Here is a 15,554-nt window from a genome sequence, read left to right as displayed (position 1 = left end):
TCCGAAAAACCGCGTAGGGGAGGGCGTCAACTGAGCTGAAATCTCCCGGTATTGGCACTCAAGGCCTTGCTGCCTTGGCTCAAGGTGTCCGCCGCCAAGTTCACCGCCCGCGCGCCTTCGAGCAAGCGTACCGCCGCCTGATCGACTTGCTGGATGTTGCCGCTGACTTCGTCGGCGGTGGTCGCTTGCTCGTCGACCGCTGTGGCGATCTGCGCCAGCGTGTCGGTAACGCTTTGCACGGCATCGGCAATTTCCCCCAACCGTTCGCCCAGGCCAGTGACGGCTTGGGCGTCAGACTGAGCCTGGCCGCAGGCGGCTTCCATCAAACTTACCGCTTCGTTCACCGTGTTGCGCAAGCTGTCGACTGTGCCGGCAATCTGCGCGGTGGAGGACTGGGTGCGTTGCGACAGGCTGCGCACTTCATCGGCCACCACCGCAAAACCGCGACCTTGCTCACCCGCTCGAGCGGCCTCGATGGCGGCGTTAAGTGCCAACAGGTTCGTCTGCTCGGCAACCCCGCGAATGGTGTCCACCACCAATTGAATCTGCTGCCCCTGCTCACTGACCCGGCCCAGTGCTGCAGCGGTGTCGTTCAAACGCTGATTGAGTTGCTGAATGCTTGCCGTCGTGCGCTGGCTGTCACGGCTGCTGTCGGCGGCGATGCGCTGGGTGTGCTGAGCGCTGCCGGAGGCCTGCTCGCAACTCTGGGCAACCCCTTGCGAGGTGGCGGCCAATTGTGTGGCGGCCGCGGCGATCTGGCTGATCTGCAACTGCTGAGCTTCGACTTCCCCCAGGGCACCGCTGGAGTGATGGTTGAGGGTGCGCACCGCGTTGCTCAGCTGCAAGGTTTCATGATCGACCCCCAGCAGACTATTGCGCAGTTGCACTACCGCAACATTGAGGGCGGTGCTGATGGCGGCCAGTTCGTCGCGGCCCTGCACCGGTACTTGAAGGCTTAGATTGCCGTCACGCAAGGCTTCGGCCAGCAGGGTGATGCCGCTGGCGCTGCGACGGATCGAGGCCTGCAAGCAGATGAACAGGTACAACGCGGCCAGCAGCAGGCAGCCAAAAATTGTCGCTACGAGGATGAACTGGCGAATGGCCGAACCGTGGTAGTAATCCAGACGCTGATCCAGCGACACCAGCGACTGCTGACGCAACGAAGCGAAATCGGAGAGCAGGGCGTCGAGATTGCGTTCGAACTCTTCCGGCTTGAGCTTGATGCTGCCGCCGAACACGCCGTCATCGAGGGCTTTCAACGCTGCGTCCAGGTGCTTGAGGCTGTCATGGTATTGCCCGGCCCAGGCTTGCAACGCGCTGGGCAGCCGCGCTTCCAGCAGGCTTGCGGTTTTGACCAGCTGCTCCCGGGCATCGCCGATGCGGCTGCGCAAGTCCCGCAATTGCAGACGGCTTTGCAGAGTGAACTGTCCAGACACCACTGATGCCTGACCGACGCTGGCGAGGCGGCCGATTCGTTCGATCAGGTCCGGCGCGTGCTGTGTAGAGATCTGGGTCAGCAGATAAGTTTCCAGCCACGGTGCGAGGGTCAGGCGATTATCCATGGCGATCTGCTCGCGCAAGGCTTGCAGGGCACTCAAGGCATTGGTGAACCGATCGTAACCGTCCGGCCACCAACCGACGCTGCTCAGGCTTTTCGAGTCCAGGCCGCTGAGGGCGGTTTGCAGGGTTTGATAACGGGCCAGTGTTTCGCCCTCGGCGCCTTCGGTTTGCAGCGCGTTGCCGAGGTCCGAGGTGGCTTGGGCGAGGGCTGGCTGAACCGCATCGAACGCGGCCATCGCCGCGATAGTCGCTGGCGTCGGCTGGCGATTGGTTTCCGTGGCGCGCCAGCGAGCTGCGCGGTCACGCTGAGCGGCGAGCAGGTTATCGAGAGCATCCAGGGCAAGCAGTTGCCGAACCCCGGCACGTTCGCCGGAGATCAGGTTCAGTTTGTCGCGATAGTCCTGACCGATCATCCACAGACTGCCCGTCAGCGGCAGGATAAACAGCAGGAACAACAGCTGAAATTTGCGTGCGAAACCAAAACGCCCCAGCAACCCTATCCCCGGTGATAAAAAAGCCTGCATGCCCCAAAACTCCTCTGGACACCACGCACCATCGGCGTGCGTCGAGACCGTTGCGGCCGCGACGTGTGCCCTTTTAAAAGGCCTCGAAAGTTCACCCTCGCCAGCTCTGTAGGCCGACTCTGTGGCGAAACTTCCCATTCTCGGTCCCCTTTGTAAGGGGCCGCGTTGAAGCGGATTACAGAGGCAAGATTCAGACCATGGCGTTGCGCTATCACCTATTCAACGATGAAAGTCGAGGTCGTTAGCAGGCTAAGGGGATGGCGCTGATGCACTGAAAAATGGCACATTGACGCACCTGCCCGTGTGCACCCATCTGTTGTACGGAAACTCTTATGGCTATCAGCAATGCCCAGACCGGCACAGCGCCGGCATCCGCGACTTCACAAAGCAGCCCATTGGTCATGCGCATCATCGGCGCCGTGGCGCTGGCGCATTTGATCAACGACCTGATCCAGTCGGTGCTGCCGTCGATCTATCCGATGCTCAAGGCCAACTATGGCCTGACCTTCACCCAGGTTGGCTTGATCACTTTGACGTTCCAGCTGACGGCTTCGCTGTTGCAGCCATGGGTCGGTTACCACACTGATCGGCATCCCAAGCCCTGGCTGCTACCAGCCGGGACAGTCTGCACGTTGATTGGCATTCTGATGATGTCCGTGGTGGGCAGCTTCCCGATGATTCTGTTGGCGGCCGGGTTGATCGGTATCGGCTCCTCGACCTTTCACCCGGAAGCTTCTCGCGTGGCGCGGCTGGCCTCGGGTGGGCGATTCGGTTTGGCACAATCGACCTTTCAGGTGGGTGGTAATGCGGGCTCGGCCTTTGGGCCGTTGCTCGCTGCAGCGATCATTATTCCTTACGGTCAGGGCCAGGTGGCTTGGTTTGGATTGTTCGCGGTGTTTGCGCTGTTCGTGCTCTATCGGATTAGCCGCTGGTACGCCAACCACTTGAGCCTGTTCAAACTCAAGCAAGGCCAGGCGGCGACGCATGGTTTGTCGAAGAACCGTGTGATCAGTGCACTGGTGGTACTCGGGCTGCTGGTGTTCTCCAAGTATTTCTACATGGCCAGTTTTACCAGTTACTTCACTTTCTACCTGATCGAGAAATTCGACCTGTCGGTGGCCAGTTCGCAGCTGCACCTGTTCCTGTTTCTCGGAGCGGTAGCGGCGGGAACTTTCTTCGGCGGGCCGATCGGCGACAAGATCGGGCGCAAGGCGGTGATCTGGTTCTCGATCCTCGGCGTTGCACCGTTCACCCTGATCCTGCCTCATGTTGACCTGTTCTGGACCAGCATTCTGAGCGTCGTGATCGGCTTCATCCTGGCTTCGGCCTTTTCAGCCATCGTGGTGTATGCGCAGGAACTGGTGCCGGGCAATGTCGGAATGATTGCCGGGGTGTTTTTCGGATTGATGTTCGGCTTTGGCGGGATTGGTGCGGCGTTGCTCGGGTATTTGGCGGACATACACGGCATCGAATACGTGTACTTCCTGTGCTCGTTCCTGCCGTTGTTTGGTGTGCTGGCGATCTTCCTGCCAAGAACCAAAAAAGTATAAAAATCACAGGCACAAAAAAGCCGCGTATGAACGCGGCTTTTTCGTGGGTGGGTGTTTTACACGTTGAAACGGAAGTGCATCACGTCGCCGTCTTTAACGATGTAGTCCTTGCCTTCCAGGCGCCATTTACCAGCTTCTTTGGTGCCCGCTTCGCCCTTGTACTGGATGAAGTCGTCGTAGGCGATGACTTCGGCGCGGATGAAGCCTTTTTCGAAGTCGGTGTGGATCACTCCAGCGGCTTGTGGTGCGGTGGCACCGACGCGGACGGTCCAGGCGCGGACTTCTTCGACACCGGCGGTGAAGTAGGTCTGCAGGTGCAGCATTTCGTAGCCGGCGCGGATCACGCGGTTCAGGCCAGGTTCTTCTAGTCCTAAGGCTTCGAGGAACATGTCTTTCTCTTCGCCGTCATCCAGTTCGGCGATTTCGGCTTCGATCTTGTTGCAGACCGGAACCACCATGGCGCCTTCTTCTTCGGCAATGGCTTTGACGATATCCAGCAGCGGGTTGTTCTCGAAACCGTCTTCAGCGACGTTGGCGATGTACATGACCGGCTTGGTGGTCAACAGGTGGAAGCCAAGAATCACCGCTTTCTCGTCGGCATTCATGGTTTTCATCAGGGTGCGCGCAGGCTTGCCGAGGGTGAAGTGAGCGATCAATTGCTCCAGCAGGCCTTTCTGGATTACTGCGTCCTTGTCACCGCCCTTGGCGTTGCGAGCGACTTTCTGCAGTTGCTTCTCGCAGCTGTCGAGGTCGGCGAAGATCAGTTCCAGGTCGATGATTTCGATGTCGCGTTTCGGGTCGACGCTGTTGGAAACGTGAATCACGTTCTCGTCTTCGAAGCAGCGGACCACGTGCGCGATGGCATCGGTTTCGCGGATATTGGCGAGGAACTTGTTGCCTAGGCCCTCACCTTTCGAGGCGCCAGCCACCAGGCCTGCGATGTCGACGAATTCCATGGTGGTCGGCAGGATGCGCTTGGGATTGACGATGGCCGCCAGGGCTTCCAGACGGCTGTCCGGCATCGGCACGATACCGGTATTCGGTTCGATGGTGCAGAAGGGGAAGTTCTCGGCCGCGATCCCGGATTTGGTCAGGGCGTTGAACAGGGTGGACTTGCCGACGTTAGGCAGGCCGACGATGCCGCAATTGAATCCCATGATGTTTCCCCTCGTGTAAGAGTCAGGCCTTCTGGCTGTGCAGGTTTTTCATCGCGCGGTTCCATTCACCGGCGAGGATATCCGGCAGCACGCCGAGGGCAAAGTCGATGCTGGCATCGAGTTTTTCCTGTTCGGCGCGTGGCGCACGACCCAGGACGAAATTTGAAACCATACTGGCAACGCCCGGGTGGCCAATGCCAAGCCGCAAGCGGTGAAAGGTATTCTGATTGCCCAGTTGCGCAATAATGTCGCGCAACCCGTTGTGACCGCCATGGCCGCCGCCCTGTTTGAGCTTGGCAACGCCGGGTGGCAGGTCGAGTTCGTCGTGCGCCACGAGGATTTCTTCAGGCGTGATGCGGAAGAAACCAGCGAGTGCCGCTACGGCCTGGCCGCTGCGGTTCATGTACGTGGTGGGAATTAATAAACGAACATCCTGACCCTGATGCGAATAGCGCCCGGTCAGGCCGAAATATTTACGATCCGCCACAAGGTTTACGCCTTGCGCGTTCGCGATGCGCTCAACAAAAAAGGCCCCTGCGTTATGCCGGGTCTGTTCGTATTCAGCGCCTGGATTTCCCAGGCCAACGATCAGTTTGATGGCAGTCACGATAGGGGCCCTTCCTTGGAGTGGTGGATAACATCGCCGCATTCAGCGAGTGCGGCGAAAGTGGACGACAAGTGCTCATTTACCATTATGTAAACTCCGCGTTCTCGCCCGCTTTCTCGCTACGCTCTAGTCCGCGATGTTTCCGCTCACTCCGGCGAACAGAGTGAAATTACTCTGCTGCGCCTTCTTCAGTAGCTTCTGGAGCAACACGTGGAGCGTGAACGTTGGCAACAGCCTTGTCATCACCGTGTGCCAGAGCAACAAACTCAACGCCTTTAGGGGCTTTGAGGTCAGACAGGTGAATGATCGAGCCGATTTCGGCGTTAGCCAAGTCAACTTCGATGAATTCAGGCAGGTCTTTCGGCAGGCAGGTCACTTCGATGTCCGAAACAACGTGCGAAATTTCGCCGCCTTTCTTGATCGGAGCTTCTTCACCAACAAAGTGTACAGGCACGATAGCGGTCAGTTTCTGGCCAGCTATAACGCGTACGAAGTCAGCGTGCATCACGTGGCCTTTGGCCGGGTGACGCTGCAGAGCTTTGATGATTACGTTTTGCTTGGTGCCGCCAACGTTCAGCTCGATGATGTGGCTGTAAGCCGCTTCGTTTTCGAGCAGTTTGGCAACTTCTTTAGCCTGCATGCTGATGGATTCAGGGGCTTTTTCGCCACCGTAAACTACAGCAGGTACCAGGCTTGCGAGACGACGCAGGCGGCGGCTCGCACCTTTCCCCAGGTCGGAACGCACTTCAGCATTCAGAGTAAAATCGTTCATGTTGTATCTCCAAAATAACCACATTCGCCCCAGCGTTTGCGACCAGCGCTAAAGGCGATATGGGCAAAAAAGCCCCGCCCCGACAGGAATGCCGGGGCGGGGCGCTTTTCGTCAACGAAATGTTCGAGAAGGGCAGGGCCCTTAACGGAACATCGCGCTGATCGATTCTTCATTGCTGATGCGGCGGACCGCTTCGGCAACTACCGGCGCGATATCCAGTTGACGGATACGCGAGCAGGCTTGAGCAGCAGCGGACAACGGGATGGTGTTAGTCACCACGAGTTCGTCCAGCATGGAATTTTCGATGTTTTCGATCGCCCGACCGGACAGCACAGGGTGTGTGCAGTAGGCGAAAACCTTGGCAGCGCCATGCTCTTTCAGGGCCTTGGCCGCGTGGCACAGAGTGCCGGCGGTATCGACCATGTCATCGACCAGAATACAGGTACGCCCTTCGACATCACCGATGATATGCATCACTTCAGAGTGATTGGCTTTCTCACGGCGTTTGTCGATGATCCCGAGATCCACGCCCAGGGATTTGGCAACAGCACGTGCACGCACGACGCCGCCAATGTCCGGGGACACGATCATCAGGTTTTCGAAGCGCTGATCTTCAATGTCATCCACCAATACCGGGGAGCCGTAGATGTTATCTACCGGAATATCGAAGAAGCCCTGGATTTGGTCAGCATGCAGATCAACCGTGAGAACACGGTCGATGCCGACTACGGTAAGCATGTCAGCCACGACTTTCGCGCTGATAGCCACACGTGCGGAACGCGGACGGCGATCCTGACGGGCATAACCAAAGTAAGGAATTACAGCAGTGATACGAGTAGCCGAGGAGCGGCGGAAGGCATCAGCCATCACTACCAGTTCCATCAGGTTATCGTTGGTCGGAGCGCAAGTCGGCTGAATAATGAAGACATCTTTACCGCGGACGTTTTCATTGATCTCGGCAGTAATTTCGCCGTCGGAGAACTTACCGACAGAGATGTCACCGAGAGGGATATGCAGCTGACGTACAACACGCCGAGCCAGATCGGGGTTAGCGTTCCCCGTAAAGACCATCATCTTGGACACGCGCAGTACCTGAAGGCTGAGGGTAACCTGGATGAGTATTGGAAAATGGCAGGGGCGGCTGGATTCGAACCAACGCATGGCAGGATCAAAACCTGCTGCCTTACCGCTTGGCGACGCCCCTGTATCTGTTGCAACGATTACCCAGTAATCGGTTCCTTTAGAGCAGACTTTGCAGCTTGCGATGCAACATCGAAACGTTGCTTCCCTTTGCTACAAACCCTGTAAGGGTCTCTGTAAGAAGGGCCGAGACTTTATCAGCTTCAGCTTTGCTTGGGAAGCCCCCAAACACACAACTTCCAGTTCCGGTGAGTTTTGCTTCGGTAAATTTACCTAACAAATTCAATGCGTTACGTACATCTGGATAACGCCTTGCTACCACCGGTAAGCAGTCATTTCGACTGTTTCCCTTGGGAACGGGGCGCACTTTAATGGGAGAAGAGTTACGTGTCAACAACGGATCTGAAAAAATTTCTGCTGTACTTACAGAGACTTGCGGCACAAGCACGAGATACCACGGCTCGGCGGGGTAAACAGGGGTCAATTTCTCCCCCACGCCCTCGGCGAAAGCCGCGTGCCCACGCACGAAAACCGGGACGTCCGCGCCAAGCGTCAAGCCTAAAGTGGCCAGCCGATCCTCATCCCAACCCAGTTGCCAGAGATGATTGAGGCCGAGCAAAGTGGTGGCGGCATTTGAGCTGCCACCACCGATGCCACCACCCATGGGCAGAATCTTTTTGATCCAGATATCAATCCCGAGCGAACAACCGGATTGCTCCTGAAGTTTTTTTGCGGCCTTGACGATTAAATTACTGTCGTGAGGAACGCCATCGAATTCTGTGTGCAACCGAATCACACCGTCATCACGAACGGCGAAGGTGATTTCATCGCCGTAATCGAGAAACTGAAAAATAGTCTGCAGCTCGTGGTAACCGTCTTCGCGGCGACCGAGGATGTGCAGCATCAGATTGAGTTTGGCCGGGGAGGGCAGCGTCAAGCGTGGAGCCGTCATGTTCACTGCCCCAGTTTGCGAGGTTGCCATTCCTTGATCACCAGCGTGACGTCAAGGTCGGTGCCGTGCAGTTTGATCCGCTCGGGCAGCCAAAAGCCGTTTTGCTCGGCATAGCTGAGGTATTCGACTTGCCAGCCATCCTGCTCCAGATTGGCCAGACGGCTGTCGGCATCGAGCGTCAGACGGCTTTTGCTGTTCGGAGCCGGGAGCCCGCGAACCCACCAGGCCAGATTGGACACCGGCAACTTCCAGCCCAGCTGTTCTTCGACCAGCACTTCAGGCGTCGGCGCTTCATAGCGGCCCTGGTTGGCGACTTCCAGCGAGACTTTGCCGGGGCGACCGGTCAAGCGTGCTGCACCGCGACCCAGGGGGCCGGAGAGGCGAATGTCGTAGTAATCCTGTCGTTGCAACCAGAACAACGTGCCGCTGCCCGAGTCTTTCGGGGCACGAATGCCGATTTTGCCGTTGATCTGCCAGCCGTCGAGGCTGGTCAATTGCTGTTTGTACTGGCGCCATTGGGCCGGGTTGCCTTGACCCTGGACCGATTCGCGGGCGCCGAAGCCGGCGCAACCGGTAAGCAGGGCGATGAAACTGAAAACGATGATGTGGCGCAAAAACATAGTCTTAAAGAGTCTCTGATCCGGTCAGGCGCTTGATGGTGCTGCGCAGGATAGGGCTGTCGGGCTGTTCCTTGAGGAACTTGCTCCAGATTTGCTTGGCTTCGCGTTGCTTACCGTTGGCCCACAGGACCTCACCCAGATGAGCGGCGACTTCCTGATCTGGAAAGCGTTCCAGGGCCTGGCGCAAGTAACGTTCGGCCTCATCGAGATTGCCCAGGCGGAAATTCACCCAGCCGAGGCTGTCGAGCACCGCCGGATCTTCCGGATTGATCTGGTGTGCCTGTTCGATCAAGGTCTTGGCTTCGGCGTAGCGCGTCGTACGATCGGACAGGGTGTAACCGAGGGCGTTCAAGGCCATCGCGTTATCCGGATCGCGTTTGATGATCAGCCGCAGGTCTTTTTCCATCTGCGCCAGGTCGTTGCGTTTTTCCGCTTGCATGGCGCGGGTGTACAGCAGATTCAGATCGTCCGGGTACTTCTGCAAGGCTTGCTGTAATACATTCCAGGCCTTGTCAGGCTGTTTATTGGCGGACAAGGTTTCGGTTTCGATCAAATACAACTGAATGGCGTAATCGGGCTGCTCGTCGCGCTCTGCCGCCAGACGGTTTTGGGCCTCGGCGGTCTTGCCGTTGTTCATCAGGATATCGGACTGACGCAATTGCGCCGGCAGGTAATCGTTGCCCGCGCCGACTTGGGCGTACTCGATCAGTGCGCCTTGGGGGTCATTACGTTCTTCAGCGATACGACCGAGGTTCAGGTGCGCCGAATCGACGTGGCTTTCACGGGCGATCAGGTCTTCCAGATAGCCCTTGGCCTCATCCCACGCCTTGGCTTCCAGGCACACCAGCGCCAGGGAGTAACGCAGTTCGTCGTCTTCCGGGTATTGCTGAACCAGGCTTGAAAACTCGACTTTGGCATCGTCCATGCGGTCCTGTTCAACCAGCATGCGCGCGTAAGTCAGGCGCAGGCGTTTGTCGTCCGGGTACTTCTTGATGCTTTTTTGCAGCAGCGGCAAGGCTTCATCGCCACGATTGAGCGTTTGCAGCAGGCGCGCGCGCAGCAGGATCGGTGCGATTTCGCCGTCATCCGGTGGATTGTCTTCCAGCAGGCCCAGCGCACCCTTGGCGTCACCGTCCTGTTGCAGTAGCAAGGCTTTGCCGAAAATCAGCTGGCTGTTGTTCGGATGGCGCTGCAATAAGCGGTCAAAACTTTTCATCAGGCCGTTGCGCGTGTCCTGGTCGGTATCGGCCGCAGACAAAGCGAGGAAGTCGAAATGCGTGTCGCCCTTGCCTTGCAGAACTTTCTCCATATAGACCATGGAGTCGTCATAACGCCCGGCGCGAGCCAGTTGCACGGCAGCAGCTCGTTGCGCCTCAAGGTCGTCCGGGGCGTTTTTCGCCCAGATCAGCGCGGTATCCAGTGCGGCCTGATCGGCGCCCAGGTATTCGGCGATGCGGAATGCCCGTTCGGAGATGCCCGGATCCTGGGTGTTAATAGCCTGGGTGACGTAGTTGTCCAGGGCAATGTCGAAACGATTGCGCTGGCCAGCCAGTTCGGCGCTCAGCAGGCTGAAGACGGTTTCTTCACTGAATGAGCTGTAAACCTTGGGCTTTTCAGGGGCCGGAGTGCTGTCTTCGACCGGCGGAATACCGTCCGACGAAACGGGTGCCAAAGCCTGGCAGCCGCTGAGGAAGACAAAAGCGAGGAGCAACGCGGAAGATCTATTCATATAGGAAGAGGACGACTAACCTGCGGTCGGATCATCATGACACAAGCCTTCGGCCAAACATAACCGAGTCTCAGTGATGCCTTTATAGGGGCAGGTCATGGGGACAATAGTCAGCGGTAGTTGTTCTGGCTCTGTCGAAGTAGGACAATTGCCGGCTTCACGTCACCATCAGCGACCATGAATGGCCTTCCTTGCACTCGGTATTAACCACAAGACTGCTTCAGTAGACGTCCGCGAGCGCGTGGCCTTTACCCCTGAGCAGCTGGTGGAGGCCTTGCAGCAGCTCTGCCGACTCACCGACAGCCGCGAAGCTGCGATCCTTTCCACCTGCAATCGCAGTGAACTGTATATAGAACAGGATCACCTTTCGGCTGACGTCGTGCTGCGCTGGCTGGCCGATTATCATCATTTGAGCCTCGAAGAGCTGCGCGCGAGCGCTTATGTGCACGAAGATGATGCGGCAGTTCGTCACATGATGCGGGTGGCCTCCGGGCTCGATTCGCTGGTGTTGGGCGAACCGCAGATTCTCGGTCAGATGAAATCGGCTTACGCCGTGGCCCGCGAAGCCGGCACCATCGGTCCGTTGCTCGGGCGGTTGTTCCAGGCGACGTTCAACGCGGCCAAACAGGTGCGCACCGACACCGCCATCGGTGAGAACCCGGTCTCCGTGGCGTTTGCCGCGGTCAGCCTGGCGAAACAGATTTTCAGTGATCTGCAACGCAGTCAGGCCTTGCTGATCGGCGCCGGTGAGACCATTACCCTGGTCGCCCGCCATCTGCACGAATTGGGTGTGAAGCGCATCGTGGTCGCCAACCGCACCCTGGAGCGCGCGAGCATTCTGGCCGAGCAGTTCGGCGCCCATGCGGTGTTGCTCTCGGAGATCCCGGCCGAACTGGTGCGCAGCGACATCGTTATCAGCTCCACCGCCAGCCAGTTGCCGATCCTTGGCAAGGGCGCGGTGGAAAGCGCCTTGAAACTGCGCAAGCACAAGCCGATCTTCATGGTAGACATCGCCGTCCCCCGGGATATCGAACCGGAAGTTGGCGAACTGGACGACGTTTACCTGTATAGCGTCGACGATCTCCACGAAGTGGTCGCCGAGAACCTCAAGAGCCGGCAAGGTGCAGCCCAAGCGGCAGAAGAGATGGTCTCGATCGGTGCCGAAGATTTCATGGTCCGCCTGCGTGAACTGGCGGCGGTGGATGTGCTCAAGGCCTATCGCCAACAAAGCGAGCGCATGCGCGACGAAGAATTGCAGAAGGCCCAGCGCATGCTGGCCAACGGCAGCAGCGCCGAAGACGTGCTGGTGCAACTGGCGCGGGGCCTGACTAATAAACTCTTGCACGCACCAAGCGTGCAGTTGAAAAAGCTCTCTGCCGAAGGTCGCCTTGATGCGCTGGCCATGGCCCAGGAACTCTTTGCCCTGAATGAGGGCTCATCGGATAGCTTTTCGGATAAGAAACCGCAATGAAAGCGTCACTGCTCAATAAGCTGGACATCCTCCAGGACCGTTTCGAGGAATTGACTGCCTTGCTTGGCGACGGCGAAGTCATTTCCGATCAGAACAAATTCCGCACCTATTCCAAGGAATACGCGGAAGTCGAGCCGATTGTCGATGCCTATAAACAGTTGCTCAAAGTGCAAAGTGACCTTGAAGGCGCCCAGGCGCTGCTCAAGGACAGCGACCCGGACATGCGCGAAATGGCCGTGGAAGAAGTCCGCGAAGCCAAAGAGCAACTGATCGACATCGAAGCCAGCCTGCAACGCATGCTGCTGCCCAAGGATCCGAATGACGGGCGTAACGTGTTCCTCGAAATCCGCGCCGGCACCGGCGGTGATGAGGCGGCGATTTTCTCCGGCGACCTGTTCCGCATGTATTCGCGGTACGCCGAGCGGCGCGGCTGGCGGGTGGAGATCCTCTCGGAGAACATCGGCGAGCACGGCGGCTATAAAGAAGTCATCGCTCGAGTCGAAGGCGACAGTGTCTACGGCAAGTTGAAATTTGAATCCGGTGCCCATCGCGTGCAACGGGTTCCGGCCACTGAGTCCCAGGGTCGTATTCACACCTCGGCCTGCACTGTGGCGGTGTTGCCCGAGCCCGACGAGCAGGAAGCGATCGAGATCAACCCTTCGGATTTGCGGATCGATACCTATAAATCCTCCGGTGCCGGCGGTCAGCACGTCAACAAGACCGACTCGGCGATCCGCATCACGCACTTGCCGTCCGGTATTGTCGTCGAGTGTCAGGAAGAACGTTCCCAGCACAAGAACCGCGCGCGGGCGATGTCCTGGCTGTCGGCCAAGCTCAACGACCAGCAGACCAGCGCCGCCGCCAATGCCATCGCCAGCGAGCGTAAGTTGCTGGTGGGTTCGGGCGATCGCTCCGAGCGGATCCGCACTTACAACTTCGCCCAGGGCCGGGTCACCGACCACCGGGTCAACCTGACGCTGTATTCCCTCGACGAAATCCTCGCGGGTGGTGTCGACGCGGTGATCGAGCCGTTGCTGGCCGAATACCAGGCGGACCAATTGGCAGCGATAGGTGAGTAAATGACGATCATTGCCAGTTTGTTACGCGCCGCCGACTTACCGGATTCGCCCTCCGCGCGCCTGGATGCCGAATTGTTGCTGGCCGCTGCGCTGGGCAAGTCCCGCAGTTTTCTGCACACCTGGCCCGAGCGCATCGTTCCGAGCGAAGCGGCGCTGAAATTTGCCGAGTACCTGCAACGCCGCCGTGGCGGTGAGCCGGTGGCCTACATCCTTGGCCAGCAAGGTTTCTGGAAGCTTGATCTGGAAGTTGCGCCACACACGCTAATCCCGCGCCCGGACACCGAGCTGTTGGTGGAAGCGGCGCTTGAACTCTTGCCAGCCACACCTGCCAAGGTCCTCGACCTCGGCACCGGCAGCGGCGCCATTGCCCTGGCCCTGGCCAGCGAGCGTCCAGCCTGGAAGGTTACCGCTGTGGATCGCGTGCTCGAAGCCGTGGCCCTGGCCGAGCGCAATCGCCAGCGCTTGCACCTGAACAACGCCACCGTGCTGAGCAGTCATTGGTTCAGTGCCCTGGCAGGTCAGCGTTTTCAACTGATCATCAGCAACCCGCCTTACATCGCGTCCGCCGACCCGCATCTGGTGGAAGGTGATGTGCGCTTCGAACCAGCCAGCGCATTGGTGGCCGGCGTCGACGGGCTCGACGATCTGCGTCTGATCGTCGCCCAGGCGCCGGATTACCTTGAAGCGGGCGGTTGGTTGATGCTCGAACACGGTTACGATCAAGCCCATGCAGTACGCGATTTGCTACTGACCCGCGGCTTTGAAGAAGTCCACAGCCGCACCGATCTGGGCGGTCACGAACGTATCAGCCTGGGGCGCCTGCCGTGCTGAATGATCAGGAATTGTTGCGCTACAGTCGGCAGATTCTATTGCAGCACGTCGACATCGACGGCCAGTTGCGACTGAAAGAAAGCCGCGTGTTGATCGTCGGTCTCGGCGGTCTCGGCTCACCGGTTGCGCTGTACCTGGCAGCTGCTGGCGTCGGCGAGTTGCATTTGGCGGACTTCGACACCGTCGACCTGACCAATCTGCAACGCCAGATTGTTCACGACACCGACAGCGTCGGCCTGAGCAAGGTCGATTCGGCCATTCGCCGACTGAGCGCAATCAATCCCGAGATTCAGTTGATCGCCCATCGTACCGCGCTGGACGAAGATTCCCTGGCTGCCGCCGTGGCCGCGGTGGATCTGGTGCTGGACTGTTCCGACAATTTCTCCACCCGCGAAGCGGTCAACGCTGCGTGTGTCGCCGGCTGCAAACCTCTGGTCAGTGGCGCGGCGATTCGGCTGGAAGGGCAGCTGTCGGTGTTCGACCCGCGCCGTCCGGAGAGTCCGTGCTACCACTGTTTGTATGGTCACGGCAGCGAAGCCGAACTGACGTGCAGCGAAGCCGGCGTCGTGGGCCCTTTGGTTGGGCTGGTTGGCAGCCTCCAGGCGCTGGAGGCCATGAAATTGCTGGTGGGTTTCGGCGAGCCCCTGGTGGGGCGCCTGTTGTTGATCGATGCCTTGGGCTCGCGCTTTCGCGAATTACGGGTCAAGCGTGATCCGGGCTGCAGCGTCTGTGGTTCGAAGCATGCGTGAAGCGCCGATTGGCGTGTTCGACTCCGGCGTTGGTGGGCTTTCGGTGCTGGCCGAGATCCAGCGTTTGCTGCCCAACGAGTCACTGCTGTACGTCGCCGATTGCGGGAATATTCCCTACGGCGAGAAAACCCCGGAATTCATCCGTCATCGTTGCAGCGTGATGGCCGGTTTTTTTCAGCAGCAGGGCGCCAAGGCGTTGGTGCTGGCCTGTAATACGGCGACTGTCGCTGGCGTTGCAGACTTGCGGCGCGATTATCCCGAGTGGCCCATCGTCGGCATGGAGCCGGCGGTCAAACCGGCCGCTGCCGCCACCCGCAGCGGAGTGGTCGGCGTACTCGCCACCACCGGCACCTTGCAAAGTGCCAAGTTTGCCGCGTTGCTCGACCGTTTCGCCACTGATGTGCGCGTCCTCACTCAGCCGTGCCCCGGCCTGGTGGAGCTGATTGAAAACGGCGATTTGCACAGTCCTGCCCTGCGCCAGTTACTTGCCAGGTATGTCGAACCGCTGCTCGGCGCCGGCTGCGACACAATAATTCTCGGCTGCACGCATTACCCCTTCCTAAAGCCGTTGCTTAAGCAGATGATCCCTGAAGATATCAGCCTGATCGACACCGGCTCCGCTGTAGCGCGGCAACTTCAGCGTCTGTTGGCCGAGCGTGAATTGCTCGCCGAAGGGCCTGCTCGTGCCGCACAGTTCTGGACGAGCTCCGATCCGGAACATTTCAGAAATATCTTGCCGATACTGTGGAATACCGCTGGCGTTGTGCAAAGCTTCAAAGGGTAAGTTATAGCCTGGGGCAAACGATCATTGGG

General features: G+C 58.7%; 14 protein-coding genes and 1 tRNA gene. 6 read left to right on the top strand and 9 right to left on the bottom strand.

From position 1 onward, the window contains the following. Nucleotides 1-26: 26 nt before the first annotated feature. Nucleotides 27-2,084, bottom strand: a complete 2,058-nt coding sequence (locus ACYZTU_RS24265; RefSeq protein ID WP_461966124.1) for a methyl-accepting chemotaxis protein — start codon at nucleotides 2,082-2,084, stop codon at nucleotides 27-29. Between the two features lie 332 nt (nucleotides 2,085-2,416). Between ACYZTU_RS24265 and ACYZTU_RS24260 the strand changes: the two genes are divergently transcribed. Then, entirely contained in the window at nucleotides 2,417-3,634 is a 1,218-nt protein-coding gene (locus ACYZTU_RS24260) for an MFS transporter (RefSeq protein ID WP_461966122.1), read from the top strand. A 56-nt stretch (nucleotides 3,635-3,690) separates the two neighbouring features. Here ACYZTU_RS24260 and ychF read toward each other — a convergent pair whose 3' ends face one another. The 8 genes from ychF to ACYZTU_RS24220 all read right to left on the bottom strand — a co-directional run bounded on the left by ychF (nucleotide 3,691) and on the right by ACYZTU_RS24220 (nucleotide 10,611). Next, a complete protein-coding gene (gene ychF, locus ACYZTU_RS24255; RefSeq protein WP_461966120.1) occupies nucleotides 3,691-4,791 on the bottom strand; it encodes a redox-regulated ATPase YchF in 1,101 nt (366 codons plus the stop codon). Between the two features lie 22 nt (nucleotides 4,792-4,813). After that, on the bottom strand, nucleotides 4,814-5,398 hold the full coding sequence (gene pth, locus ACYZTU_RS24250; RefSeq protein WP_309676573.1) for an aminoacyl-tRNA hydrolase: 585 nt from the start codon (nucleotides 5,396-5,398) through the stop codon (nucleotides 4,814-4,816). Nucleotides 5,399-5,567: 169 nt separating this feature from the next. Continuing rightward, complete coding sequence (locus tag ACYZTU_RS24245; RefSeq protein WP_461971150.1) at nucleotides 5,568-6,170, bottom strand: 50S ribosomal protein L25/general stress protein Ctc; 603 nt, start codon at nucleotides 6,168-6,170, stop codon at nucleotides 5,568-5,570. 141 nt (nucleotides 6,171-6,311) lie between these two features. Beyond that, the gene (locus tag ACYZTU_RS24240; RefSeq protein WP_003208392.1) at nucleotides 6,312-7,253 is read right to left on the bottom strand and encodes a ribose-phosphate pyrophosphokinase; all 942 of its coding nucleotides are present in this window, start codon (nucleotides 7,251-7,253) and stop codon (nucleotides 6,312-6,314) included. A 46-nt stretch (nucleotides 7,254-7,299) separates the two neighbouring features. After that, nucleotides 7,300-7,374 (bottom strand) — tRNA-Gln (locus ACYZTU_RS24235). Nucleotides 7,375-7,410: 36 nt separating this feature from the next. Beyond that, nucleotides 7,411-8,262: a 4-(cytidine 5'-diphospho)-2-C-methyl-D-erythritol kinase gene (ispE, locus tag ACYZTU_RS24230; protein ID WP_461971148.1), complete on the bottom strand. Its 852-nt coding sequence runs from the start codon at nucleotides 8,260-8,262 to the stop codon at nucleotides 7,411-7,413. A gap of 2 nt (nucleotides 8,263-8,264) precedes the next feature. Then, nucleotides 8,265-8,882 carry a lipoprotein insertase outer membrane protein LolB gene (gene lolB, locus ACYZTU_RS24225; protein ID WP_461966118.1) on the bottom strand — a complete coding sequence of 206 codons (618 nt, stop codon included), beginning with the start codon at nucleotides 8,880-8,882 and terminating at the stop codon, nucleotides 8,265-8,267. A 4-nt stretch (nucleotides 8,883-8,886) separates the two neighbouring features. Beyond that, nucleotides 8,887-10,611, bottom strand: a complete 1,725-nt coding sequence (locus ACYZTU_RS24220) for a tetratricopeptide repeat protein (RefSeq protein WP_461966116.1) — start codon at nucleotides 10,609-10,611, stop codon at nucleotides 8,887-8,889. A gap of 181 nt (nucleotides 10,612-10,792) precedes the next feature. Between ACYZTU_RS24220 and hemA the strand changes: the two genes are divergently transcribed. The 5 genes from hemA to murI are packed head-to-tail and all read left to right on the top strand — an operon-like array spanning nucleotide 10,793 to nucleotide 15,525. Next, nucleotides 10,793-12,082 (top strand): glutamyl-tRNA reductase, encoded by a 1,290-nt coding sequence (gene hemA, locus ACYZTU_RS24215; protein WP_461966114.1) that lies wholly within the window; start codon nucleotides 10,793-10,795, stop codon nucleotides 12,080-12,082. Beyond that, nucleotides 12,079-13,161: a peptide chain release factor 1 gene (gene prfA / locus ACYZTU_RS24210; protein WP_461966113.1), complete on the top strand. Its 1,083-nt coding sequence runs from the start codon at nucleotides 12,079-12,081 to the stop codon at nucleotides 13,159-13,161. Before hemA ends, prfA begins: the two co-directional genes overlap by 4 nt. After that, on the top strand, nucleotides 13,162-13,992 hold the full coding sequence (gene prmC, locus ACYZTU_RS24205) for a peptide chain release factor N(5)-glutamine methyltransferase (protein ID WP_461966111.1): 831 nt from the start codon (nucleotides 13,162-13,164) through the stop codon (nucleotides 13,990-13,992). It begins immediately after the preceding gene. After that, the gene (locus ACYZTU_RS24200) at nucleotides 13,986-14,741 is read left to right on the top strand and encodes a molybdopterin-synthase adenylyltransferase MoeB (protein ID WP_461966109.1); all 756 of its coding nucleotides are present in this window, start codon (nucleotides 13,986-13,988) and stop codon (nucleotides 14,739-14,741) included. Before prmC ends, ACYZTU_RS24200 begins: the two co-directional genes overlap by 7 nt. Next, nucleotides 14,734-15,525, top strand: a complete 792-nt coding sequence (murI, locus tag ACYZTU_RS24195) for a glutamate racemase (protein ID WP_461966107.1) — start codon at nucleotides 14,734-14,736, stop codon at nucleotides 15,523-15,525. Before ACYZTU_RS24200 ends, murI begins: the two co-directional genes overlap by 8 nt. Nucleotides 15,526-15,554: the final 29 nt, after the last annotated feature.

Source organism: Pseudomonas sp. HLT2-19-2 (genome assembly GCF_054898005.1).
Note: the sequence above shows the minus strand (reverse complement) of the source record. Positions and strands in the feature narration are given on the sequence as shown.